This is a genomic window from Halomonas sp. GT, assembly GCF_002082565.1.
Taxonomy (GTDB): domain Bacteria; phylum Pseudomonadota; class Gammaproteobacteria; order Pseudomonadales; family Halomonadaceae; genus Vreelandella.
In genome coordinates this window covers 3,946,366-3,971,281 of record NZ_CP020562.1, presented here as the reverse complement: position 1 = coordinate 3,971,281, position 24,916 = coordinate 3,946,366, and the positions used below count along the sequence as shown (strand labels likewise).

Below are 24,916 nucleotides of genomic sequence, written 5' to 3'. Positions count from 1 at the left end.
ATATTACCGTGCCACGGTCAGGGTAAACATATATTTATGGAAAATACTTCCACAACTGCGCTGGCATGTAAACAGCCGATGCCGTAAAGCAGCAAAATGCTCGACCAAATGATGAGAGCGGTAGTGGTCTCCGCTGTCATTCAGCCAATGGATAGGTGGCGTTCACGGAGAGACGTTAATGCATAATTTCCAACACCTGGAAGGCTTGTTTAGGCAAGCAGCAGGCGAATCATCGCTCTCCCGGCTTAGGCCGGGCGATGAGCTAACGGACGCTGTGCATGACTATTTTCGCCACTACGGCTTAGAAACGCTTTTAAACGACACCAGCGAAGTGCACGCGGGTTTTATTGATACTGGACGCTTTGCTCTTTGGTGCCAAGTATGGAGCCCGCCTGTCCCCACGGGCACTGCGTTTGTAATTCATGGCTACTTTGACCATTTAGGGCTTTACCGCCATTTGCTCGGTTGCCTGCTGGCCAAGGGGTGGCGGGTGGTGTTGTGGGATCTTCCTGGTCACGGCCTTTCCAGCGGCCCACGTGCCGACATTGAAGATTTTGACGACTACCAGCACTGCCTTGCGCATTTGCAGGCGACATTGCAATGCCAGGGTATGGCCCCTAAGCCGTGGCTAGGGGTCGGACAGAGTACGGGTGCGGCCATCTTGGCGACCGACGCGCTCACCCGCCGTGAGGCAGCAGGCTGGGCGGGTATTGTACTGCTGGCGCCATTGGTGCGCCCCTGGCGTTGGAGTCAGTCTAGCTGGCTGCACCTCATTGCGAGCCCTTTTTTAAAAGAGTTGCCGCGCAAGTATCGCCCCAATTCCACTGATGAGCAGTTTACGGCGTTTCTACGCGACCAAGACCCGCTTCAGCCCGAACGGTTAAGCGTTTCGTGGATAACTGCCATGCGACGTTGGATGCCGCGCTTGCTAGCGTTGTCACCTAATCCGCTGCCGACGCTTATTCTGCAGGGCGAGCAAGATCTTACCGTCGATTGGGAGTGGAATTTGGCGGTATTAGAGGAGAAGTTTCCCAATGCTGAGATCTACCGCCACCCAGAAGCACGGCACCACTTAGTTAACGAGGCCGAACCGATTCGGCAAGTGCTGTTTGATGCCTTGGATAACTTTGTTGAAAATGTGCACTAGGCTCCCCTTAGCAGCCTATCCAACTGCCGGTAGCCGATAGCCTCGATAAAGTGTGGCTGAGTGGGCTTGGGTTCGCCTTGTAGGTCGGCCAGGGTAAGCGCGACCCGCAGAACACGGTGATAGGCGCGGGCAGAGAGCTTGAGCTTTTCCAGCACGCCTGCCAACCAGGCGCGCTCTTCATCGTTCAGCGCGCAGGCGGCTTCTAGGGCTTTGCCGCTAAGCTGGCTGTTGAGTGCACCTCGCGCCATCTGCCGCTCTCGGGCGGCCATCACCCGCTCGCGCACGGCGCTGGAAGGTTCACCTTGAGTTTGGGCGGTGAGCTGTTCGGGCGGAAGGGCGGGCACTTCCACTTGCAGGTCAATGCGGTCTAGCAGCGGGCCAGAAAGCCGTGCCTGATAGCGCTGAATCTGGCTGGCACTGCACTGGCAGCGCTGGCGCGGGTCCCCCAGGTGGCCACAGGGGCAGGGATTCATGGCGGCAACGAGCTGAAACTGTGCCGGATAACGGCGTTCATGACTGGCGCGTGAGAGGTGAATTTCCCCCGTTTCTAGTGGCTGCCGTAAAACTTCCAAGACGTTACGCGAAAACTCTGGCAGCTCGTCTAAAAACAGCACGCCGTGGTGAGCAAGCGAGATTTCCCCTGGTTTGGGTTTTGAGCCTCTGTCATTTTCAGCAATTAATGCGACCCTCAGCACGTAATATCGGGCTATTATGGTAGTCTATGCAGGATTGAATGCGACAGAATTAATAGCAATTGCTGCGACAGGCCACGTTTTATTCAACATTTGGTGCGACTGCTCATGCCACTGCCTACATCTGTTCGTAAAATCGGCCCTACCCGACGAAGTGTGTCTGGCTACTATGCCTTTCGCGGGGAGGAGTCTATTGCGTTCGAGTCGACGCTCGAACGTGATTTCCTCATAAAGGCTGACTTTGATGTGAGCGTCCTTGGTGTGATTTCCCAGCCGTGCGAGATCCCGTTTCATCATCCTGTGACCGGTAGGTGTTACACCTACACCCCGGATTATTTGGTTTATTACCGTCTCGGTAACCGTCATTACAAGGACTACCCAAAACCTCTCCTGGTGGAGGTCAAACCACGGGAAAAGTGGCAAGCACATTGGCGTGAATGGTCGCCTAAATGGAAGGCGGCGATGCGGCATGCTAGCAACGAGGGATGGTCTTTTAGCATTCATGATGAAAGCCGCATTCGTGATAAGACCTTGGACAACATTACCTTCCTAGCGCGCTATAAGCGGATGGTGTTTCCCTCTGTCGAAAGCCAGGCAGTCCTCAATACGGTGAGGGAGATGGGGGTGGCGACCTTGGATTACCTGCTTTCTCGGCACTTCATGGGCGATATTTACCGGGCAGAGGGGATTGCGCATTTATGGCATCTACTGGCGACCCGACAGCTAGATTGCGATATGGCTCAATCCTTCAGTCCTCTATCGGAGGTATGGGTACCCGATCATGAATAATCATCGTGGCAACACAACTGAACCAAATAATGGAGTCGCCCAAAGACGCCAACACTTGCAGATCATGGTGGGTGAGCAGGTTCAGAAAGATGGCACCGTTTACCGAATTTCCCAGGTGCTCGATTTTGAGACGGTCATTGGCATTGCCGTTGAGTCCGGGCGTAGTTGCCCGCTTCGCATCAAAGAACTAGCGCCTCTCAATAGCGGGTCTGTACCCCCTGAGCAGGATATGTCCGAGATTGGGGATGCCGATTGGCGGGAGGCCGAGCATCGCTTTTCCATCATTAAGCCCTTGGTGGATCGCCATACCGTGGGGCGAGATGCAGCGGAGGAGCGTGCTAAGCAAACGGGGGTTGATACGGCTACGATCTACCGTTGGTTGAAGCGGTATAAAGCGACGGGCTCGGTGCTCGCATTGATTCCTCAAAAGCCAGGGTGGAAGAAGGGGAAGTCGCGTATCCCCGCGCATGCGGAGGCGGTGATTCAGGAAGTTATCAAAGAGGTTTATTTGACGCTGCAGCGTCCCTCAGCACAAAAGGCGGTACAGGAGGTCATGCGTCGCTGCCACGAGCGGCGCATTGATCCGCCGAGCCCTGGTACCGTTCGTGCTCGTCTGCGTGACATCCCAGAGCGTGATCGGTTGCGTGGCCATGGCTTTAGAGAGAAAGCGATTAATAAGTTTCAGCCAGCTGCCGGAAAGTTTCCCAATGCGGACTATCCGCTAGCCGTCATGCAGATTGACCACACGCCTGCCGATATTATTTTGGTCGATGACGTGTATCGCAAACCGATTGGCCGTCCATGGATCACGTTGGCCATGGACGTGTGTACTCGCATGGTCACGGGGTACTACTTATCGTTTGACCCGCCTTCTGAAACATCCGTAGGCATGTGTGTGGCGCAATCCATGCTTCCTAAAGATGAGTGGCTGCTACTGCATAACGTGGAGGCTGAGTGGCCGGTATGGGGCACACCCGCCACGATTCACGTCGATAACGGCCCAGATTTTCGCTCAGAGACGTTTCGGCGCTCATGCCTAGCCTATGGGATCAATCTTGAGTTTCGACCTGTTAAGCAGCCTCGTTATGGTGGCCACATTGAGCGGGTGCTGGGATCTCTTCTCAAGGAAATCCATAACCTGCCTGGGACAACCTTCTCCTCCATTAAAGAGAAAGAGGGGTACGATCCAGAGAAACATGCAGCCATGACGAAAAGCGAGTTTGAAGAGTGGCTGGTGACGTTGATCTGTAAGGTTTACCACCAGCGCCTTCATTCTGGAATTGGCATGTCGCCGATGAAGAAGTGGGAAATTGGTGTGTTTGGCAATGCTGACGTGCAGGGAGTGGGATTAGCGCCGAGGCCTGCTGACAGGCTCTCTGTATTGCTCGATTTTTTGCCCAGCTTTCAGCGCACGATCCAGACTTTTGGTGTGACCATCGATGGCATGAACTATTACGATGAGGCGCTAAGGCCGTGGATCAATGCCAAAGATCCAGACATGCCAGACAAGAAACGAACCTTTGTATTCCGGCGCGATCCTCGCGACATTAGCGTCATTTGGTTCAAAGACCCGGAACTCGGGCACTATTTTCGCATTCCCTTTGCCAATCTTGCCCTCCCCTCGATGAGTGTTTGGGAGTATGCCCAGGCTAAGGCACGCCTTCGCCAGGAAGGCAGGAACTCGGTGAATGAGTCTGAAATTCTACGCGCTATTAGTGAGCTTCGAACCCATGTGGAGGAGTCGCAAGCGCGCACCAAGCGAAGCCGCCGTCAGGCGCAACGCCGCAAAGAGCATGAGAAGAAGGTGACGCCTGCAGATCCTCTGTTAAATGCGCCCTCAAACGCGGCCCCTCAAGAGTCACCCGCTCAAGGAAACGGTCTTTTAACGGGTGATATCGATGTGAACTGGGACATAGCATGAGCACACACCTTCATCCTGACCTCCGTCACGTCTTGGGGCTGTCCGCTAAAGAGCGGATGGAGTTTATGGATCAACCGCGATGGTTGGGCTATCCATTGGCCAACCGTGTTATTGAGGTTATGCGCGGGTTGATGGAGAAGCCCAGTCGTCCTCGTATGCCCAATCTTTTGATCGTGGGTGACTCTAATAACGGGAAGACCACCATCGTTCAGCGTTTTCATAAGCAGTATGGTGAAGGCTACGTGAATGAAGACGTAGAGCCGGTAAAGCCGGTTGTCGTCACTCAGGCCCCACCGAGTGCCGATGAGAAAAGTCTGTATATCGCGGTACTAGAGAGTTTCTGGGCTCCCTATCGACCTACTGATCCGGTTCCCAAGCTGCGCTACCAGGTGATTCATCAACTGCGTGCTTGCCATACGCGCCTGCTGATCATTGATGAGTTTCACTCACTGCTAACCGGTGGTGCCGTCAAGCAGCGAGAAACGATGAATGCCATTAAGCTCCTGTGCAATGAGTTAATGATTCCCATCGTTGGCGTGGGCACGCAGGATGCCGTGCGGGTGCTGCATTCAGACCCGCAGCATGCGAGTCGCTTTGATGTGGTCGCGTTACCCAAGTGGGAGCTCAATCAGGAGTTTCAGAAGCTGCTCGCTGGCTTTGAGAAGATATTACCGCTCAAACATCCTTCCCAACTGCATGAGCCACAATTGGCGACCCAGCTTCACGCGATCTCTGGCGGCAATTTTGGCGACCTGCACCGGCTGCTGATTGAGTGTGCCAATGCCGCTATTTTGTCCGGGGCTGAGCGTATCGATGAGAAAATTATTCAGAGTAAATCATGGGTGCGACCTACCCGTGGCATTAGGGAGGTGATGCTGTAATGCCCTGGGCGCTGAGTGTGCCTCTGTTGTCTGAAGAGTCGCTTTCTTCATGGCTGGTACGGGCGGCGTTGAGACAGGGGTGTGATCCTTTGTCGCTCACCGGGGCTATCTGGCCAACATGGCGTATATGGACAAGGGATATTGATAGGGAAATTCCCCTCGTAAGAATGCGCCCATTAGTCAATGCATCGGGGATATCGTCCGCTGAGTTTCAGAAAGCTGGGGTGCGTGACGATTGTGAGAAAGTGGCCGGTTACTCATTACCGGAAACGCGGACTTGGCCCTGGTTGTTGGCACTCGGCAGCCGAAATCGAACCCGCCATGGAGGACAACAGGTATGCACGTTGTGCTTGGCAGAGGACTCAACCCCTTACTTGCGCCGACACTGGCGATTCGCTTGGCACACTGGGTGCCGCTTTCATGGGGTGCAGCTGATAGATGAATGCCCAGCATGCAAGGCCCCTATAGAGCCCCATCGCCTGTCAGCGGAAGATCAACATTTAGCTCAGTGCAGTCGGTGCCATGACGATTTTAGAAAGGTGGTATGCACGTTGCATTTAGCAGAAGCGTTCAGTGTTCAAGTGATGGCAGATCGTGCTTTAAAAAGCAGCAACGTGACGTTTAGGGAGGCCCCTATCGCACCCGCCGATTGGTTTTCTATGGTGGCCTTCTTTATTGGCGTTGTTCGGCGTGCAAGTCGGCGGCCTGCGTCCCCCCTGGCCGATGCGCTTCTGTCATTGGGCATTTCGGTTACGGATAGTCGAATGCCTTTGTCTGGGCTGGCGTTTGAACTGTTGCCTGTCAGCGAGCGTAGTGCTTTATTGGCGTCGGTGGAGCGTTTGCTCAGTATAGGCGTTGAGGAAACGTTCAGTGCGTTGGTCGCGTTCAATGTGAAAACGAGCGCGCTTCATGACCACCGAAAGTCACCCCCCGTTGTGTTGTTGCCGCTGCTATTACGGTTATCTCACCACCCTCATGGGCCGCATCGCCGCCGTGTTCCCCCGGCTTGTCGCCCCATGTCGGAACGCGCTGTTAGAGCCTCATGGGCGCGTTTAAAACGCAGAATGAAAGCGGAGCCAACCTCTTGAATCAACACCAAACGGTCGACTGCGATGAGTGTGGCCGAGAAGTCTCCAAATTGTGGCGACGCCATAAAGGGCACGGCTACTGTTCAACTTGCTATGCTCGTGTGTTTAAGCGGCGGATGTGCCCACGATGTGGTGAGTTAGCCCGTCTGCCTAAGAATGACCCAGACGCCGTCTGTCGTCAGTGCAACGTTGACAAACCGTGTGCACGATGTGGAAAAGCCAGTTCAGACTACAACATCGGCAAGGTCACTCCCTACGGCCCTGTCTGTATCGCCTGCGCTCCCTATTTCAAAGAACCAGAGCCCTGCGAGGCGTGTGGGAAAGCATCTCAACGTCTTACCCGAGTGGCGCGTATGGGGCATGATCATCGCTTATGTCCACGCTGTTCGACAGCAGACCACGGTACCTGTTCTGCATGTCGTCGACATCGTTTATTGGTGGTGGCACCCAACGGGGATGCGTTGTGCAAAGCCTGTAATGAGCAAGGGGAAATTGCCTGCCCATCGTGTGGTAATCCCATGCCAGCGGGTCGAGGTGATGCCTGTGAGCCCTGCTATTGGACGCGAACATGCCGCAAGCGGATCTCCATTGGCCAAGCCGGTATCACTACCAAAGCGTTAAGTGAGGCCTTTGGGGAATTTGGTGAATGGCTGATTCGTATCACTGGGCCGCATAAGGCTGCCCTCAAGATCAATCATTTCTTCTCGTTCTTCCTTGAGCTCGACCAGGCATGGTCACGGATACCGAGCTATTCGGAGCTACTTCATCACTTCGGGGCGGAGGGCTTGCGGCGTGTGAGGCTTCCCATGCGATGGTTGCATGAAGAGCAAGGGGTAGAGCCGGATCACCAAGCAAAGCGGATCGACTCAGAGAAAAGACGTATTCAAGCGTGTCTCAGTTCTATGCCGTTCGCTTCGCTATCAGACCAAGTGCTGCAAGCCTATTGGCTGCAATTGGAAACCCGTATAGAGGCGGGCAAAACGTCCCACACCTCCGCACGACTTGCACTAAGAGCGGCAGCCGCATTGCTACTCGCTACTGACCGGGAGGGGCAGCGACTGCCTCAACAGGGCGATGTGGACAACTATTTGCATGCGGTGCCCGGACAAGCAGCCTCGGTCACGGGGTTTACTAATTTCTTAAATCGCCAACATGCCACCACGTTGGCTCCTCGGGTGGATGTAAAACGGGCAAGAAAGCGGCGAAAAGAAACACTAGCCCGCACCCTGATGACGATGGCCCGGTGTGCTGATCAAGGAGAGGCCTGGAGGGAGGCATGGATCGTTGCTGCCATGGAGTATTTCCATGACACAAAATTAACGCAGAAAATGCTTCGACAACAGACCGTAGAGCGGACGACAGACGGGATACAGGTGGTAGTGGGTGGCGTTACCTACTGGCTGCCTCTGGATATTGAGTGCTAAGACACTGATAGCGCGCAGTCACTTGGAGGGCCCCGCGACTCTGTAGGCGAATGTCGCCCCGCCGTTTGGACGGGGCTATGGCTCTCTACCTATATGCCAGGGCTCAACGGGGTGCCAAAAGGCGTGTCATGACCGTTGAGATGACGTCAAAACCAGGTCTTCATAAATGCCCTTGATAGCCTTCTCTTCTGGGCTGTGGCGCTGTGGCTCCTGTTCCTGCTTTGGATGTAGTGGGGTTATAAGCCCGTTAGAGAGTGACAGGACATCGCTGAGCTGCTCGTAATCGAGGTTTACGTTATCGACATTGTATTGGTTAAGGCGTGTCATGGTCTCTGTGAGTGCGGTCATACTGTGCTCTTCTTCTCCAAGCGGCGGAAAGGCTTGAATCAGCGGCTGACCGCCTTCCCAACCTATCTTGATCGGCTGATTGATGATGTTGACTTGGGTGCCGGGTGGAATGCGGTCAAATATAGATTCGATGTCTTTGGGTAACATGCGGATACAACCTCGGCTTGCGCGCATGCCAATGCCATCGGGCTGGTTGGTGCCGTGAATCAAATAGCCATCGAAGCCTAGGATGATGGCATGGTCTCCTAGCGGGTTATCGGGGCCGGGCGGTACAACGCTTGGTGCGGTTTCGCCGCGTGCTTCCGCTTCACGTTTTACCGACTCAGGCGGGTACCATGCGGGGTTTTTAATGTTCATGGTGGTCTCGGTCACACCAAGGGGTGTATCAAACCCTTCGCGACCGATGCCGATAGGATAGGTCTCAACGCGCGGTGTCTCACCGGTTTTGACATCTGGGTAGTAGTAAAGCCGCAGCTCGGCGATATTGATGACGACCCCAGTACGCTCGACATTCGGCAGGATGAAGCGTCCTGGAATGGTTACTTCAGTACCCACTCCGGGCACCCAAATACTGACCTCTGGGTTAGCACGTACAATCTCCTGGTAGCCAAGGTTGTGACGTCTGGCAATATCAATCAGAGTATCCTCGTAATTCTTCACGATGAAGGTGTCAGCCTCTCCGATAATATTGCCTTCCTCAGGTAGCGGGTAATGCCCCTTGGGCCATTCCGTCTCCTGGGCAGTGGAAGGTTGTGCCGCCATGGCGACAGGGAGCCATGCCAGAAACGAAACCATCACACTCACGATGAAGCCGATCTGCATTGGCCATGGGAGGAATCTCTTAAGTATTGCTGCGTTCTTTGCCAAGAGCATCGCTAGGTTCCTTTTTCATCTAATGCGTCGTTTTTTGATCGAGATAAGTTCAGTTGTAACCCGAGCAGTGTCAGCACCGCAGCGAGTATCCAAGCGGGGCCACTACCGGTGCGTGTGAAAGGAGTTAGGCCCTGCATCGGGGTCACCTCGCCCGTTAAACTGGCCTGTTCAAACTGTGGGGCACGGGCTGTGACGTGACCTTGTGAATCGATGATGGCCGTCACGCCATTACTGGTAGCTCGAAGTAGGTGACGACCATTTTCTAAGGCACGTAGACGCGCCATTTGAAGATGTTGGTGTGGGCCAATGGAGCGCCCAAACCACGTATCGTTGGAAACCGTTAATAGCAGCTCGGCATTACGCGCCTGTTGGGCGACATGGTCGGCAAAAATGATTTCGTAACAAATGGCATTGCCAATGGTGGCTCCAGCCACGTGTAACGGAGCCTGTTCGCCTGACCCTGGGGTCAGGCGAGGTACTGGCAAGTCGAAAAAAGCAAGGGTGCCAGCGAGGAGACTTTGGAATGGCAAATACTCGCCAAAGGGCACCAAGTGCGCCTTCTGGTATTCGCCCTGCACATCATTTAGCCCTATGACGCTGTTATAAGAGCGCCCTTCACTGTCGCGTTGCAAAATGCCGGTCAACAAGGCGGTGTCAGGCCCCAGGTCGGACGCTACTTGCTCAAGTATTTGCTGTGCTTCCTGCTCAAGCATGGGAAGGGCTGCCTCAGGCCAAACGATGAGATCGATATCCCTTGCTTGCTCTCGTGTCATCGTCGTGTAGATACTGATCGCTTCGCGCTGCCCTTGGGCAGTCCACTTAATGCGCTGGTCAAGATTCCCTTGCAGCAATGCCACCCGGATGGGCTTGCCAGCCGGGGTTGTCCATTGGGCGGGCAATAGGAATGGAACGATCCACAAGGCGGCCATTGGGACAAGGAAACTCCAGCGGCGACGCAGTACCTCTACCCCTAACGTACCTGTCAGCGCGGTCATGAGTGACAGCAAGTATACACCACCAACGGGCGCCCATGGGGCTAGTGGAGAATCAATCTGAGAGGTGCCCAGCAATAACCAGGGAAAGCCGGTGAGCATCCAAGTGCGTAGCCATTCGCTCACCACCCACATACCGGCAAAGCTAAGAAAGGCGAACCGTGGCCCCGTGATGCGTCGATAGAGCCCAAAGGGGACTGCAAAGAAGAGCGCCAGGACGCTGACAAAAAGAGTGGTGAGGAGCATCGCCACCAAGGCCCCGGTGCCACTGAAATCGTGAATAGCAACGAAGACCCACGACGTGCCTGAACCGAACAGGCCTACCCCATAGCACCACCCACGCAGGGTGGCCATGGCGGGCGTTAGCGACGCTATTCTCCAATAGACCAGTGCCACGCTCACTGGGCCAAGCCACCATAGGGAAAAGGGGGCGGCACTCAAGGTGGTCAGCACCCCAGCGGCGAGCGCTACAACGCAATCGACTATTGGTGAGGAGCGCCCAGCAAAAAGCGTATATTCTTTATCTTTATCGACCACATCCATAGCGTTACTCAGAGCGCTTAAAAGCAGGACTTTCACGCCATAACGCCACCGCGAACATCAATACACCGGCAAATAGCGCGATATCGGCCATGTTAAAGGCGGGCCAATGCCATTCGCCCCAGTAAATGTCCAGATAGTCGACGACGTACCCTCGCGCTAAGCGATCAACAGTATTACCGAGCGCGCCGCCAAGAATCAGGCTGTACGCACAGGCCTCCAAGCGCGACAGGGGTTTGCATAGCTGCACAACCAATACGACGACCACCACCAACGCTAAACCAAGAAAGAGGTAGCGCTGCCAACCCCCTGCTTCTGCGAGAAAGCTGAAAGCGGCTCCTGTGTTCCCGGTATAAACCCAGTTAAAAAACGGCGTTAGCGGAATGACTTGGCCAAACGACATCTGGGCATGCACAATTTCCTTGACCAGTTGATCGGCTAGAGCCATCACGCAAGCTAATGTGAACCATGGCCAGCGACGTGAAGGGCTATCGTTTGGCGCTGTTCTCATGACGTTGTTTTTCCTTGTGACAGGCCTGTCATTGCGGTACTGGGCGAAAAGCGGTAACCCAGCAGTCGCATGGCGTTCAACGTCACCAGGACGGTAGCACCGGTATCGGCCATCACCGCAATCCACATGCCGGTAATACCCAGCGCCGTTGTAACTAGGAAAATGGCTTTTAAGCCAAGGGCGAGAACAACGTTGGTTTTCACATTGCGCAGCGTGGCACGAGAGAGGTCTATCAGCTCAGCGATGCCGGTAACGCGGTTCTTGAGCAAGGCTGCATCGGCGGTTTCCAACGCCACATCCGTGCCACCCCCCATCGCGATACCCACATCTGCTGCCGCGAGTGCCGGTGCATCGTTGATGCCATCGCCTACTTTACCGATGGGGCCACGGCCTGCCGCTTGCCAGTCTCGAACATACGCTGCCTTGTCTTCAGGCATTAGTTCGCCGTACGCTTCAATGCCTAAGCGACCCCCCGTGGCAGCGACGGTGCGGGCATTATCACCGCTGAGCATGACCGCCTGTACGCCTAAACGGGATAGCGCCGCTAGGCCTTCCATGGCATCTTCGCGTGGCTCATCGCGAACCGCGATCAAGCCCAGTAAACGCTCGCCTTCGACGAGGAGAGCGAGGCTCTTACCGGCTTCTTCTAACGCGACAATCCGAGCACTGAGACTTTCCTCAAGGATGACTTTCTCGTGAAGGTGACGAGGCGTCATTAAGCTCAGCTCGCGACCCTCCACCTGGCCGGAAACACCGCGCCCCGCCAGAGCGCGGCCGCCGGTGACGGTGGGGAGGTTGATGCCCGACTGTCGGGCATGCTCAACGATAGCCGTGGCGATAGGGTGACTGGAATCCCGCTCTATTGCGGCGGCGAGCCGCAATACGCTGTTATCGTCTTCCTCAGCAATCCAAGACTCCACATCTGTGACTCTTGGGGTACCCGCAGTGAGGGTGCCCGTTTTATCTAATGCCACCAAGCGAAGCTTACCTAACTGTTCAAGAACGGCTCCCCCTTTGATCAGTAGTCCGCGCCGAGCTCCCGCCGAGAGACCGGCGGCGATGGCGGCAGGGGTGGAAATGACTAACGCGCAGGGGCATGCGATTAACAGCAATGCTAACGCACGGTAAATCGACTCCGACCATGCCATGGTCGATACCAGCGGTGGCACTATCGCCATCAGTAGGGCGAGTAAGACGACGGCGGGCATATAGTAATACGCAAAACGATCAATAAAGCGTGCTATCGGTGCCTTGGCGGCCTGTGCTTCTTCAACCAGACGAATAACGCGTGCGATCGTATTGTCATCAGCGCCTCGTGTTACCTCCACCTCCAGGGCGGCATCAAGATTCACTGTGCCAGCAAAAATGTCATCACCAGGCGCTCGCGAACGAGGTATGGACTCGCCGTTTACCGGCGACTCGTCAATGTCGGAGGTGCCCACCAGGATGCGTCCATCGCAGGGTACGCGATCACCGGGCCGCACCAGCACACGCTGACCGGGTTTAAGTGACTCCGCCGAGACATCACGCAGATGGCCGTTGTCCATCAGCCTCGCCGTTGAGGGTGTTAAGTTTGCCAAGGCTGAGATACTGCGGCGCGCCCGTGACGCAGCTACCCCTTCGAGTAGCTCACCTACGGCGAACAAGAACACGACCATCGCAGCTTCAGCAGCAGCATTGATGGCCAATGCGCCAACCGCAGCGATGCACATCAGCATCTCGATGGTAAAGGGGTTGCGCATTTTGAGGGCGCCCCAGGCACTCTGCGCAATGGGCATTAAGCCGACCAGCGTGGCCAGAATGAACGGCACATTACCCAGCGCAGGCCATGCTAAACGAAGCGCGAAGGCTACGATCAGCAGATTTCCCGTGATAATGACCAAGCGCCCTTTAGCGGTTTGCCACCAAGAGGATGAAGCACCAGATGCGCGTGTTTGGCCAGCAGGGGAAGTCACTTGATAGCCTAGTTCGTTCAGGATGCCCTCAATGGTCTGTTGCGAGGGGCCTCCATGATCGCGCTGGTGAATCTTCACCGATCCTGTGACGGAGCTTGCCGTGACTTCCTCAATGCCGTCCAGCCGCTCTAGCGCCGACACAACCTTGCGCTCACAACCGCCGCAGTCCATGCCTTCAACACGCAGTGTCAAGACGGTAGGCGCTGTCGCCTGCGTTGATGTTTTCATGGTGCCTCTTCTCCCAATGAGCTATGGTTTTGAAGTGTAAACCTTGTAGCAACTACAGCTTCAAGCCCTGCGTAAGGAGTTTTACCATGTCGATGATGGGGCAAAGTATCAGCATTGGTGAGTTAGCACGACGAGCCGATTGCAAACCTGAAACGGTTCGCTATTACGAGCGTATTGGGCTGTTGCGCGATGCGACACGAACCGGCGGAGGACAGCGCCGCTATGGAGACGACGCTGTGCGGCGCTTGACCTTTATTCGTCATGCCCGTGACTTTGGCTTTTCGGTGGAGTCAGTGCGAGAGCTTTTGGCCATGTCAGATCAACCTGATATGCCTTGCCAAGAAGTCGATGCCATCGCCACGCATCACCTAAAGAAAGTGGAGTCCCGCCTTCAACGACTGTCCATACTGCGTGAGGAGCTTCAACGGATGGTCACACAGTGTGCCGGTGGTAAAGTGGAAAGCTGCCGAATCATTGAGGTCATCAGTGATCATCAGCTCTGTATCACTGAAAAATCGCACGGAGGGGCTCACGACTTGGGTTAGCACTAACGCTACGCCCCACGCCCAATGGTTAGCCCAGCGAAACATCCAAAAACAGCATGAGTACCAATCCGATGGAGAGGCCCAGCGTGGCCTTTTTTTGGTGCCCGCTCCGATGAGTTTCGGGAATAATCTCATGACTGATCACATACAACATCGCCCCCGCTGCAAAGGCCAACCCCCAGGGCAGTAGCGCTTGTGACATGCTGATGACTCCAGCGCCTAATAAGCCACCCAACGGCTCAACAAGCCCCGTAAGGGCGGCAATCGTCCATGACCGCCAACGTGAATAGCCCACGCTTAGCAGTGATACTGCTACGGCCAGTCCTTCTGGGGCATTCTGAAGTCCAATGCCAATCGCTAGCGGCATGCCTCCTTCGCTTCCCCCTGCGCCAAAGGCCACGCCAACGGCCAGCCCTTCTGGCAGGTTGTGTATCGTAATGGCAATAATAAACAACCAGATACGGCGTAGTGAGGCAGCCTCTGGCCCTTCTCGCCCCTGTTCGAAGTGCTCATGAGGTAAGAGCTCGTTCAGTAGTGCGACCATTCCAATCCCTAGCAAAATGGCCGCACAAGCAATGGCAGCAGGTACCACGCTACCGCCATAACGCAGCTCCGAGGCTTCTAAGGAGGGTATGATCAGTGAGAAGAAAGAGGCCGCTAGCATGACACCAGCGGCGAACCCCAACGCTAAATCGCGAACACCACGATTCGGTGTTTTGGTAAACAAGACAGGAAGCGCCCCTACAGCCGTCATCAAGCCCGCCGCAAGGCTTGCCAATACCCCCATGGTGACGGGAGAAACCTCTTCCATACCGATTACCTGTGTTGTGATAGATGAGTGATTACACGGCTTGGGTTCCATAACGAGACAAGCGCACGTTCACGTTACTAACCCCCATGCAACGTTGTTAAGCACGAGTGGTTACGGCTCGTTAAACGAGATCAAGTCATAAAGTGACGCCGTACCGATAGCTTGTTCTAAGCGATCTCTTGCCTCGTAAAGTGACGCTTGATATTCACTTTGAGTCGGCTGTTCGCCTAGCATGATGCGTTGACCTTGACCAAGGGGGTCAACAGGCTGGTTATTGACTCTCACTTCGTAATGTAGGTTGGGCCCCGTGGCGACCCCAGAGGCACCTACCTCTCCGAGCGACTCTCCCGCATTGACTAAATCCCCAACCACTAGCTGTGGGGAAAATCGGCTAAGGTGTGTGTAGCGACTGATTGCCCCTGTGTCGTGCTCCACCTCGATCACCTGCCCATATCCCCCTTGGCGACCCATAAAGGATACGCGCCCAGGTGCGGTGGCAATGACCGGCGTTCCTGTCGGCGCAGCCAAGTCAATTCCATTATGAGGACGCATCCCTCCATACACAGGATGTCGCCGATTCCCAAAGCGAGACGTTAAGCGGGCACTAAGCACGGGCAACCGCAACGTGCCTAGCAGGGTGTCGCTTTTGAAAAGAGCTACGTCCCCCTTTTGGGTGACCGGCCAAACGACCTCCAAGGGCTCTGCCTGATCAGGCAGAGCTGCATAACTGAGGCGTGGTGGCCCAACACGGGTGCCGTCCTGGCGTCGATCTTCCTCCCACACTAATTGAATACGTTCACTGCCAGAAAACTCCAGCGGCGCTGCGATAAACTCGCTGAGCAGTATTTCCAGTTTACTGGCGAAACGCGTAGGGACACCTTCTGCTGCTAAAGCCTCGTAGAGGGTGGTATCAATGATGACATCACGCCCAAAGGTTAGGGTATCAACGCTATCAAGCGGTAATGTGCCTTCTTGCTCGCTAGTCGCTTGTAACCTGACAGGGCTAAGTTCAGACGGCGGCAACGAAAGATGCGTTTGCCAATTGGCTTCGGCTAGCAAGGGGTAAAAGCCCACCAAGCCTAGTAACCACCAGCGCTGCATCACTGGCCATCCTCTTCCCCAGAGATCTCCGCTACTTCACTCTCGACGGCATCAATCAGCTCTTGCATACCAAAGGGGTCTAAAGGCTCGCCATTGACAAAAAAGGTGGGTGTTTGGCGAATCTGATTGGCTCTGACATCCGCCATGTCTTGGTCAATCACCGCCTGCACCTCAGCAGAAGTCAGTTGCTCTTCGGCAGCCGCTAAATCAAGGCCCCCTTGGCTCGCGATATCGAGGATAGCGGATTCATCAAAACTGCCATGTGAAGCCCATTGATCCTGGCGAGCCAGCAGCCTCTCCAGTACCGGTTCAAAGACGCCCTGACGACGAGCAACTTCTAATACCCGAATGGCCTTATCAGATACGTCGCCGTGGAAAGGAGTGTAGCGCACGATGAGCCGCACTTTTTCTGGGTAGGTTTCCAGAATACTTTTTGTCAGTGGGTAGAAGGCACGGCAGGCTTCGCAAGCCGGATCGAAGAATTCCACAATCGTCACCGGCGCGTCTTCTCGTCCCAAGATGGGGGAGTGTGAACGCACCAAGGAGTCCTCGGCCTGGACACCGCTCTCTTTTGCTGCCTGAGCTTGCATGTCTAAGAGGGCAGGCTTCGATACGGCGACGATTGCAGCGGTCAGCATTAACGTACCAGCTAATATAAAAGACGCTTTTTTGAACATGTTTCTCTCTCTGTCTCAACGATGGGGTGGAAAAGTAGGGTTGAAAAATAAGCCAATCGCTATGGGAGTAAGTCGCTCGCTACCTACCTGAGCCGGGAGTCGGCCTCGGTCTGTCACTCGTGCCCATATAGATTGGCATTTTGATGCGCGTGATCACTATGCTCAAACTCTAGGCTGGAATGAGCAATACTGAAGCGCATTTTAAGCTGCTCCTTGATCTCTGCTTTGACGGATTCAAGCTGCTGCCAGCCGGTTTCTGTCAGAACCACGTGGCAGTCAAGGGCTGCCATGTTTTCCTGCATCTGCCATAGATGCACATGGTGAATATCCTGGACTCCCTCGATATTTCGGACGGTCTCAACGACTGCCTGCCCGTCAATGTCCGGGGGAGATCCCAGCATTAGCGTACGGATAGGGCCACCAATTTCAGAGAAGGCAAGGTAAAGAATATATAGCGCAATCCCTATCGTGATGGCGGGGTCTACCCAGCGCATGTCGTACAGTAAAATAAGCGAACCACCGATAATCACAGCGATGGAGGCAAACGCATCCGATAAGTTATGCAGAAAAAGGGCGCGGATATTGACACTCTCTTTTTGCATTGACCACGTGAGCACGGCGGTAAGGGCATCGACGACAAGCGCGACGCCACCAATAATCACGATTGTCCATCCCTCTATCTCAGGGGGATCGATCATCCGCATAGCGCCTTCGTAAATCAGGTAGACGCCGACGATAATGAGGGTGGTGTAATTGATGAGTGCTGCCACTATCTCGATGCGGCCATAGCCAAAGGTCATATGCGCATCGGCAGGCCGTCTGGCGATTTTACGAGCAGCAAAGGCAATGACTAACGCTGCCATGTCAGAAAAGTTATGTAACGCATCAGCGATCAGCGATAGGCTCCCCGCCATAATGCCACCGACAATTTGAGCGATGGTTAAGAGCCCATTGGCCCAAATGGAGATGCTGACGCGCCGGTCGCCAGAGGCAGGATCAATGTGGGGATGATCATGATGATGTCCCATCTGTTACCCTCTCTCGAATTATCTGTTCTTGGTACTATAAAACCTCTAGCAACTAAAGCTTCAACCCTTGAGCATTATCTATTTGCATCGCTGGATTGGGAAGCACGTCCCTAGCTACCAAGGAGCCTTTGTGTGCTGGGCCGAAGGTGATCATGTTTTAGGTGCGGGGCTCAATCCACTTCAACCGGTAACGTCCAATCCACCATGGGTAGATTCATTTATTTTGTCGAGGCGCACCTTGTCTGGTTTGTAATCGTCGTCGCGGGGGGAGGCTTACTCTTTCCGGCCACCGGAATAATGCTTAAGTTCGCGATTGGGCCATTACTGGCATTACTGATGTTGATTATCAGCCTCACATTCGATGCGCATGCAGTGCGCATCGTGTTCCGAAAGCCGTCACGGCAGTTGTTGGCATTGGGGCTGGTCTATGGGCCTATGTCGATTGCCGGGTGGCTAACGGGCCGTCTATTTTTTGGAAGCGGCCCGCTGGCTGCTGGCCAAACCTTGCTCGGCACGCTGCCGACAGATGTGTCTTCTCCTCTTTTGGTACTGATGGCGAAAGGCAATGTGGCGCTTGCCGCTGTTTTCAACGCAGTCAACACTGCGTTATGTCCGTTTATTGTTCCCTTCCTGTTTTTATGGCTCACTGGCCTCCAGTTAGACGTACCGCTGGGCTCAATTATTCTTGAATTAACACTGATTGTGCTTGTTCCTACCGTGATTGGGGTCAGCTTGCGGACAAAGTTCTCGACTTTCTTTGCACGGCATGATTCAGCGTATGCAGGGATAGGGTCAATTTTGTATCTGCTGATCCTACTCGCTGTGGTCGGGCCGAATGCCGCCACGATCATTGGCTATGGTGGGTATGCGTTTGTGATTGCGGGGGCGGCCCTGTGCCTCAATTTGATTGGGTACCTGGTAGGTATGTCCTCACGGTTACTCACTTCTGATCGCAAAGAGGTGATTACCTATCTTTTCACGGTCAGTAAAAAGGAATTCAGCATCGCTGCAGCGTTTGTCGCTGCTTCTGGCTTGCCATCAGAGATCGCAATTCCAGCCGCTTTTTTTGCCGTGATTCAAATGATCACTTCGCCCATCGCAGCGAAGATCCTCGCCCGCCACTGAAGGGATGGCCGTATCGGCTCTTCGTCAGAAGAGCAACCTGCACACGGGGTGTACAGGTTGCTCTTACCGACAAAACAGACACCGCTACTCATAAAGGTGGCAAATAGTACCTATGCTAAGTCACTGCGACCAATACTGACCTTGCTAAAAGCATTTAACACAGAGGCTTCGCAGGGTATCTGTTCCTTTTTGGATTTAGGGTGCTTGAACGTATCGGCGAATCCTGGGCAGTGACGAACTAGTTTTTGGACAACACCTTCTACGTGCCGCACGTTAGACAGCACTTGGCGTAACCACTGCTCGAAGCTGCCTTGGTGGCTCAGCGTGAAGACCAAACCTTTATAGGAAGGAGGCTTGGATGCCTCCTCGCTACCGCCAGCTCTGGGTTTTGGAGGGCGTCGTTGAATCTCCATGAGATAGAGTGTTTGATCTAACAAATGCACCCTAATGACGAGCACCCCGCGAGGTACCTTGGTCTGAGTATCAATGTAAACCCAATTGGCGACTGTCGTTTTCACCTCCTCGTCTATTTCGAAAGGTTCGAGGCTGATCAACCGAGGGTCAGGAGAAGTGCTAAAGCCGTCTTCAAAGGTAAACCAGCTAACGCCACGAATCGTTGCGGGATAGGCCGATTGTAAATAGAGAAGCGCATTCCACATATCACGTAGAAAGCCCTGTGATTCCAGTGTAATAGGAGCATGAATAGAGGCCTGTCCGACCCCTTTTCCTGATCCATGTGGCTCCCCAGTGGAGAAAATGGTTTCGTCACCCGGAACGGGGACGCCTCGTGTATCGGGCACATTTTTTCGAGTATATCGTTTATCCAAGACGGCGCGAGGCTTACCTAAAATAACGAATTCGTCCTCAGTAAGGTCTAGCCAGGAAGAACCGTGGTCGGGCTCGTCATCATCCGTCAGGTCAATGACATCGGGGATGTCTTGAAGCTGATGATAGGGGAACTGAGAGGAGGCATCGTCGCCATCGGTGGCTGGTACTGTCGTTGATTTCTCTCTTTCGCGGTGGATCGTGGCACCATCGGGCTGCGTACAGCCTAATATCTGCAAGCCTAGGAATGTGTTGCCACAATCAATTGGAACGCCAGAAACAGAGATTTCCCCGCTGCCTTGAAACCATGGAGTGACTTTTAAAAGCATCTTATCTTGGGGGAAGCTGGCTTCAGTCTGCGCATAAATATCTCTGGCAGCTTGTTCGGCATAGGGGTCGTACAGCATGTGCGCGAGCAAAATCGCATCGTGCCTATGAACACGATATGTAAATCTGACCGGCCAGGTACCTGGCGATGGGGGCGCATTAAGCGGTCGATAAAGCCGTTCTTTGACCTCCTCCCAACAGTAAGTGGCGAGCACACGCTTGATTTCAGATGATCGACCGTAAACGCGTGCAAAAAATTCGGTGCAAGGGATGAGCAGATGTTTGCCACCTGGGAGGTCAAATTCAATCAGGTACGATTTGTGTTTTCTGTCCAGCGGTAAATAGCTTGCCTCATGAAAGGAGGTATAGAGGCTGCGCCCTGCTTTGTGTAAGTCGTCTAAGGAGACAATCCGCCAGCCGCCCGGAGAGAACGAAACAGGGAATGTTTTCTCCTCAAATGCGATGCGGGAGTTGCTCACGCCCTTTTCCCAGACGGAGCCGATTCTCAATAGCCCGACATGCGTTAAGACCGTCGTTCGCTTAATCACATCTCCTAATTTGTTCTCCTGATCAATAGGTCTTAAAAATACATAAATTTTAGGGACGCTTTGTGAGCGGATATTTTTGAAGATAGGCCCGTACCACCAAACGACCAAGCGCTCAGTTTCGTCTTTAAGGGTGCCATCTTGAAAGCTAAAGGTTCTGCATTGTTTGAGAGAAACGGTCACAAGGGCGTGCTCTATGTAAACTCAACATAGAGATTGTCGCAGTAATTATTGTTTAGTCGCAACGATTGTTGAAAATGACAGCCTCCACCCACTAACGCGGCGGCGCTGGCGCTGTGGTGAGGCTGGCGAAAGGGGCGCTGGCCCCAGTCTGCTTCCAAGGGAAGCCCGCATACTGAACGCACCGCGGCCACCTGCAGCGCATCGTCTTCGGAAAGCGGCGGCAAAATGCCCGGTAAGCGGCTAGCGAGCATGGTTTTACCGGTACCAGGAGGCCCTGCTAATAACAAGTTATGGCCACCAGCGGCCGCTACTTCCAGGGCGCGGCGTGCCTGCTGTTGGCCGCGCACGTCGGCTAAATCAGCAACAGGGGCCGTTGACCTCACCGAAGCAGACAGTTGGTGGGGCGGTATTTTCTCTTGTCCCAGCAAATGAGCAACCACTTGCCAAAGGGTGTCGGCGGGTAGCACCGACAAATCGCCCGCTAATGCAGCTTCATCGGCACAGGCGCGGGGAATAATCAGTGCTTTATTGACGCGTCGTGTGGCGAGAGCAAAAGGCAGTACGCCGGGTACGGCGCGTAGTTTGCCATCCAGCGCCAGCTCACCGGCACACTCCATGCCTTCCAGCGCATCCACTGGGATTTGGCCGGAGGCGGCCAGAATGCCAAGCGCAATCGGCAAATCAAAGCGACCGCCCTCTTTAGGTAGGTCGGCGGGGGCAAGGTTGAGGGTAATGCGCTTGGTGTTGGGGAAATCAAACCCGGCATTGATGAGGGCGCTGCGCACCCGCTCACGGCTCTCTTTGACGGCGGTTTCCGGCAGGCCCACCAGCGTCAGCCCCGGCAATCCGTTGGCTAGATGTACCTCGACATGCACGGCGGGGGCTTCCAGCCCAACGCCTGCGCGTGTGGCCACAATGGCTAGTGTCATGGCGCTCCCTCGCTAGTTTTGATTCCTGACGTAACCCTACGGTATCTGGAACGTTTAAAAATAGCGTGCGCCGGGAAAGGTAACCTTAGTTAACGGTTGGATCAGTTGCTTGAGCTGGGCTGTCTAGCGAGAGTGCAGCGAACAATTCTCTTGCAAAGCGCTGGGCAGAGGGCAGTGCGCCGAAGCTCCAGACGGGTGGTAGGCGTAGCAGTTGAGCGTTTTTAACGCTGGGTAAGTGCTGCCATAGGCTGCTGCTTTCGAGCTGTTCCTCGATACCGGCGGGAAGCGGCTCGATAATCACTAACGTTGCCTCTGGGTAGCGTGCCAGGGCCTCAATCCCCACCAGTGTAAAGCCCCAGGCGTTGGTGGGTTGGTCCCACGCATTGGGCAGTGTTAGTTGCTTAAGTACAGCATTGTAGAGGCTGCTTTCTCCAAACACTCGCACATGGCGGGCGTCCATAAACTGCACCATCAGCAGCGGCGCACTTTCAGGGGCCTGGTCGCGCAGTTTGGCCATTAGGGTTTGCGTCTCGTTGATCAGCTTTTCTGCCTGGGTATTGCGGTTGGTTAGCTCCCCTAACTGGCGCGTTAGTGCCTGCATCTCTTGCCACGTATCAGTGCCCGGTGAGTAGAACGAAAAGGTGCTGACAGGAGCAATCCGCTCCAGGCGAGGCGCTAACCCGGCAAACATGGGGGATAGCAGTATTTGTTCTGGAGGTACTTGGGCTAGCAGTTCCAGGTTTGGCTGAGTGCGTAGCCCCATATCGGTGGCACTGTCAGGTATCCGAGGCTCGCCTACCCATGCATGGTAATCGCTCTGCTGAGCGACACTGCCGACAGGGGCGTCTAACGCCAGTAAGGTTTCTGCAATGGTCCAGTCGATAGTTGCCCACTGTGCTTTGGCGGTAGAAAACGTCAGTAGGCAAACGGCAAAGAGCCCGCCGCGTACGAGCAAAGAGAGCAAGCTGGGGTGGCGCATGGTGGTGAGAAGCCATCCAAGAAGTAAGGCGTATATTTAAACGATAATGTTTATTGTTTGCAAACATTGGTTTCGGGAAAAGCTTGAGGAAAAAAATGCCCAGGCGCTATACCAGGGCATCACTGGTGCTGACGTTTTTAGAAGCAGTATTTTAGAAACAATGGATTAGAAACGGTAGTGAACGCTGGCGGTAACGCCTCGTTCTGCGCCGAAGTAGCAGTACTCCAGCGAGTTGCAGGAAGCCACGTACTCCTTATCCAGCAGGTTGTTTACATTTAAGCGTGTCTCAACCCCTTCAACGCCGAGCTGGCTTAGGTCGTAGCCAATGGTGGCATCGACCAGGGTGTAGTCAGGGACGGTTTCAGTGTTGGCTCGATCGGCGGCAATATCCGCGTAGTGGCGCACGCCAACCCCGACATCCACACCGTTCAGCCAGCCATCGTTGACGGCGTATTGACCCCACAGCTGCACTTGATGGCGCGGCGAATAGATCGCATTGTTGCCCTGATTGCCATCATCGCTTTTGGCGTAGGTGATGTCGGTGAAGCTATAGCCTGCCTGAACCGAGAGGGTATCCGTTAGCTGGGTTTGTGCTTCTAACTCCACCCCCTGTGATTCAATTTCACCTACCGCGCGATAAGGGTCGGAGGGCTGTTCTTTGGTCGCGACATTCTCTTGGCTGATATGGAACAGTGCCGCGCTGAATTGGCTAGCACTGCCGTTAGGCTGGAATTTTAGGCCAGCTTCCCACTGCTCACCTTCCATCGGCGCTAATAAGTTGCCGTTTTCATCTACAAAACTGGTAGGCGTGAAAGCGGTGGAATAGCTAGCATAGGGCGCTACACCGTTATCGAACAGATATACCATACCGGCGCGGCCACTGAACTGGGTATCGCTAAGTGAGCTGGTGTCACCGCTATCGCGGTTGGTATTGTCGATATTCACCCAGTCGTAGCGGCCGCCTAGCGTGAAGCGCCAGTTATCGACGGCGATTTGATCCTGTAGATAAACACCCGTTTGGTCGATCTCATGACGTTCACGGGTAGGTGCGTAAAATTCAATCGGGCCGCTACCATAGTTGGGATTAAAGGCATTGATGGGGGGAAAGTACCCAGAAGGCCATGACACGTCATTTTCCCGCTGTTGGTAATCGACCCCAGCAAGCAGGGTGTGGTCCATAAAGCCGCTGCTGATGGTAGCTTCAAGCTGGTTGTCGATAGTCCAGGCTTCTAAAGATTCATCGCTGACAGAATAGTAGCGAGTTAATTCGTCAGAGGTAGCTGACGTCCAGCCATAGCCATAGACTTGGTTAAGCACCACATCGGAATTGAGATAACGGAGTAGCTGGCGGCCCGTTACGTCGTCATTAAAGCGATGTTCCAGGGTATAGCCAGCCATGCGCTGAGTACGCTCGTAGGCGTTATAGTCGGCTTCGCCATCAAAAAAGTTGTTACTGATCTTCTTGCCATTTCTGGGTACTACCGCTCCTTCATAGGGCACACCAGAGTGGTAGCCGCCTTCTGGCTCATCTTGCAGGTAAGCCTCGACCGTTAGGCTGGTGTCATCGGTGATATCCCAGGTTAGCCGGGGCGCAATGGCATAGCGCTCTTCTTCGGCGGGGCCAAACTGGGTGTCGGCGGTACTGGCAATACCGGTCAGGCGAAAGGCCACTCGCTGCTCTGCGCCAATTGGCCCAGTGAGGTCAAAAGCGGCACTGCGCTGGTTATTATTGCCTACTCGAAAGCGTAGCTCACCGCCTTGTTCAAATTCAGGGCGCTTGCTATTTAGCGCCACCACTCCGCCAGGTGACGCGCGACCATAGAGCACCGAGGCAGGCCCGCGAACGACTTCAATACTCTCTAAGAACCACGGATCGATGCGCATACTGCTATGGGAGTTGGCATCACCCATGACCTTTAAGCCATCTAAGAAGGTATTGCTCAAACTGCCGTCAGAAAACCCGCGCAATACTAGGTAATCGAAACGATTGGAAGCGCCGACCTGATTGCTGTACACGCCGGGAGTGTAGTTAGTGGCGCGCTGAACGGTGCTCACCCCACGGTGATCCATTTGTTCACGAGTGATGGTAGAAACGCTTTGAGGTGTTTCGATAAAAGGGGTGGTAACTTTGGTAGCCGCCTGCTGGGCAGTCACGGTGACGGTTGCTAGCTCGGAAGCCTGCTGAGCAAAGGCCGGCGTGGCGGTAAAGGCTATCAGCATTGCACTACTAAGGGGTGACAGGAGAAAGCGGCGTTGTGGTGACGACATAAGGAGTTCCTGTAGGCCGAGGAAGCAAAATAAGTAATGAGAATTATTACTTTTTGAGAGTCTTCAAAGGTATGCGCAATGCCAAACTAGTTATGCGTCCTGCCAAATGCCGCGGAAGGAGGGAACTCGTTGTAATAGATGACAGCAACTGGTGTTCGTCCAGCAGTGGCTAAGCATGCAGAAG

General features: G+C 54.4%; 19 protein-coding genes and 2 pseudogenes. 8 read left to right on the top strand and 13 right to left on the bottom strand.

What is annotated here, in order from left to right:
• Positions 1 to 178: 178 nt before the first annotated feature.
• Positions 179 to 1,147 carry an alpha/beta hydrolase gene (locus B6A39_RS17940; protein WP_083007657.1) on the top strand — a complete coding sequence of 323 codons (969 nt, stop codon included), beginning with the start codon at positions 179 to 181 and terminating at the stop codon, positions 1,145 to 1,147.
• Here B6A39_RS17940 and B6A39_RS17935 read toward each other — a convergent pair.
• A pseudogene (locus B6A39_RS17935) lies at positions 1,144 to 1,806 on the bottom strand (ATP-binding protein); the annotation flags it as partial. The gene B6A39_RS17940 and the pseudogene B6A39_RS17935 sit on opposite strands and share 4 nt — an antisense overlap.
• 141 nt (positions 1,807 to 1,947) lie before the next feature.
• On the opposite strand from B6A39_RS17935, the gene B6A39_RS17930 reads away from it, so the two are divergent.
• Genes B6A39_RS17930 through B6A39_RS19115 form a run of 5 tightly spaced genes read left to right on the top strand, consistent with a single transcriptional unit; the run spans position 1,948 to position 7,942 of the window.
• Positions 1,948 to 2,628, top strand: a complete 681-nt coding sequence (locus B6A39_RS17930) for a TnsA endonuclease N-terminal domain-containing protein (RefSeq protein WP_083007656.1) — start codon at positions 1,948 to 1,950, stop codon at positions 2,626 to 2,628.
• The gene (locus B6A39_RS17925; RefSeq protein ID WP_083007655.1) at positions 2,621 to 4,549 is read left to right on the top strand and encodes a Mu transposase C-terminal domain-containing protein; all 1,929 of its coding nucleotides are present in this window, start codon (positions 2,621 to 2,623) and stop codon (positions 4,547 to 4,549) included. Before B6A39_RS17930 ends, B6A39_RS17925 begins: the two co-directional genes overlap by 8 nt.
• Positions 4,546 to 5,430 carry a TniB family NTP-binding protein gene (locus tag B6A39_RS17920; RefSeq protein ID WP_083007654.1) on the top strand — a complete coding sequence of 295 codons (885 nt, stop codon included), beginning with the start codon at positions 4,546 to 4,548 and terminating at the stop codon, positions 5,428 to 5,430. The genes B6A39_RS17925 and B6A39_RS17920 overlap by 4 nt, the downstream gene beginning before the upstream one ends.
• Positions 5,430 to 6,518: a TniQ family protein gene (locus B6A39_RS17915; protein WP_083007653.1), complete on the top strand. Its 1,089-nt coding sequence runs from the start codon at positions 5,430 to 5,432 to the stop codon at positions 6,516 to 6,518. The genes B6A39_RS17920 and B6A39_RS17915 overlap by 1 nt, the downstream gene beginning before the upstream one ends.
• A complete protein-coding gene (locus B6A39_RS19115) occupies positions 6,515 to 7,942 on the top strand; it encodes a hypothetical protein (RefSeq protein WP_232318736.1) in 1,428 nt (475 codons plus the stop codon). The genes B6A39_RS17915 and B6A39_RS19115 overlap by 4 nt, the downstream gene beginning before the upstream one ends.
• Positions 7,943 to 8,068: 126 nt before the next feature.
• On the opposite strand, the gene B6A39_RS17905 is transcribed toward B6A39_RS19115, so the two are convergent.
• The 4 genes from B6A39_RS17905 to B6A39_RS17890 are packed head-to-tail and all read right to left on the bottom strand — an operon-like array spanning position 8,069 to position 13,389.
• Positions 8,069 to 9,112, bottom strand: coding sequence for a L,D-transpeptidase family protein (locus B6A39_RS17905; protein ID WP_016916424.1), 1,044 nt, complete (start codon positions 9,110 to 9,112; stop codon positions 8,069 to 8,071).
• Positions 9,113 to 9,165: 53 nt separating this feature from the next.
• Positions 9,166 to 10,698 carry an apolipoprotein N-acyltransferase gene (gene lnt / locus B6A39_RS17900; protein WP_016916425.1) on the bottom strand — a complete coding sequence of 511 codons (1,533 nt, stop codon included), beginning with the start codon at positions 10,696 to 10,698 and terminating at the stop codon, positions 9,166 to 9,168.
• A gap of 4 nt (positions 10,699 to 10,702) precedes the next feature.
• The gene (lspA, locus tag B6A39_RS17895; RefSeq protein ID WP_016916426.1) at positions 10,703 to 11,206 is read right to left on the bottom strand and encodes a signal peptidase II; all 504 of its coding nucleotides are present in this window, start codon (positions 11,204 to 11,206) and stop codon (positions 10,703 to 10,705) included.
• Positions 11,203 to 13,389, bottom strand: coding sequence for a heavy metal translocating P-type ATPase (locus B6A39_RS17890; protein WP_027965783.1), 2,187 nt, complete (start codon positions 13,387 to 13,389; stop codon positions 11,203 to 11,205). The genes lspA and B6A39_RS17890 overlap by 4 nt, the downstream gene beginning before the upstream one ends.
• Positions 13,390 to 13,475: 86 nt before the next feature.
• Between B6A39_RS17890 and B6A39_RS17885 the strand changes: the two genes are divergently transcribed.
• A complete protein-coding gene (locus B6A39_RS17885) occupies positions 13,476 to 13,934 on the top strand; it encodes a MerR family transcriptional regulator (RefSeq protein ID WP_082051477.1) in 459 nt (152 codons plus the stop codon).
• A gap of 28 nt (positions 13,935 to 13,962) precedes the next feature.
• On the opposite strand, the gene B6A39_RS17880 is transcribed toward B6A39_RS17885, so the two are convergent.
• The 4 genes from B6A39_RS17880 to B6A39_RS17865 form a co-directional block, all read right to left on the bottom strand.
• Positions 13,963 to 14,745 (bottom strand): ZIP family metal transporter, encoded by a 783-nt coding sequence (locus B6A39_RS17880; protein ID WP_027965781.1) that lies wholly within the window; start codon positions 14,743 to 14,745, stop codon positions 13,963 to 13,965.
• 111 nt (positions 14,746 to 14,856) lie between these two features.
• Entirely contained in the window at positions 14,857 to 15,846 is a 990-nt protein-coding gene (locus B6A39_RS17875) for a M23 family metallopeptidase (RefSeq protein ID WP_083007651.1), read from the bottom strand.
• Positions 15,846 to 16,523: a DsbA family protein gene (locus B6A39_RS17870; protein ID WP_022521292.1), complete on the bottom strand. Its 678-nt coding sequence runs from the start codon at positions 16,521 to 16,523 to the stop codon at positions 15,846 to 15,848. The genes B6A39_RS17875 and B6A39_RS17870 overlap by 1 nt, the downstream gene beginning before the upstream one ends.
• A 113-nt stretch (positions 16,524 to 16,636) precedes the next feature.
• Entirely contained in the window at positions 16,637 to 17,551 is a 915-nt protein-coding gene (locus B6A39_RS17865; protein WP_083007650.1) for a cation diffusion facilitator family transporter, read from the bottom strand.
• A gap of 297 nt (positions 17,552 to 17,848) precedes the next feature.
• Between B6A39_RS17865 and B6A39_RS17860 the strand changes: the two genes are divergently transcribed.
• Positions 17,849 to 18,676, top strand: coding sequence for a bile acid:sodium symporter family protein (locus tag B6A39_RS17860; protein ID WP_232318735.1), 828 nt, complete (start codon positions 17,849 to 17,851; stop codon positions 18,674 to 18,676).
• 110 nt (positions 18,677 to 18,786) lie between these two features.
• Here B6A39_RS17860 and B6A39_RS17855 read toward each other — a convergent pair whose 3' ends face one another.
• The 4 genes and pseudogenes from B6A39_RS17855 to B6A39_RS17840 form a co-directional block, all read right to left on the bottom strand.
• A complete protein-coding gene (locus B6A39_RS17855) occupies positions 18,787 to 20,556 on the bottom strand; it encodes a hypothetical protein (protein WP_083007648.1) in 1,770 nt (589 codons plus the stop codon).
• Between the two features lie 80 nt (positions 20,557 to 20,636).
• Positions 20,637 to 21,485: pseudogene (locus B6A39_RS17850) on the bottom strand (YifB family Mg chelatase-like AAA ATPase); the annotation flags it as partial.
• An 85-nt stretch (positions 21,486 to 21,570) separates the two neighbouring features.
• Positions 21,571 to 22,464 (bottom strand): ABC transporter substrate-binding protein, encoded by an 894-nt coding sequence (locus B6A39_RS17845; protein ID WP_083007647.1) that lies wholly within the window; start codon positions 22,462 to 22,464, stop codon positions 21,571 to 21,573.
• 165 nt (positions 22,465 to 22,629) lie between these two features.
• Positions 22,630 to 24,732: a TonB-dependent siderophore receptor gene (locus tag B6A39_RS17840; RefSeq protein ID WP_083007646.1), complete on the bottom strand. Its 2,103-nt coding sequence runs from the start codon at positions 24,730 to 24,732 to the stop codon at positions 22,630 to 22,632.
• Between the last annotated feature and the right edge of the window lie 184 nt (positions 24,733 to 24,916).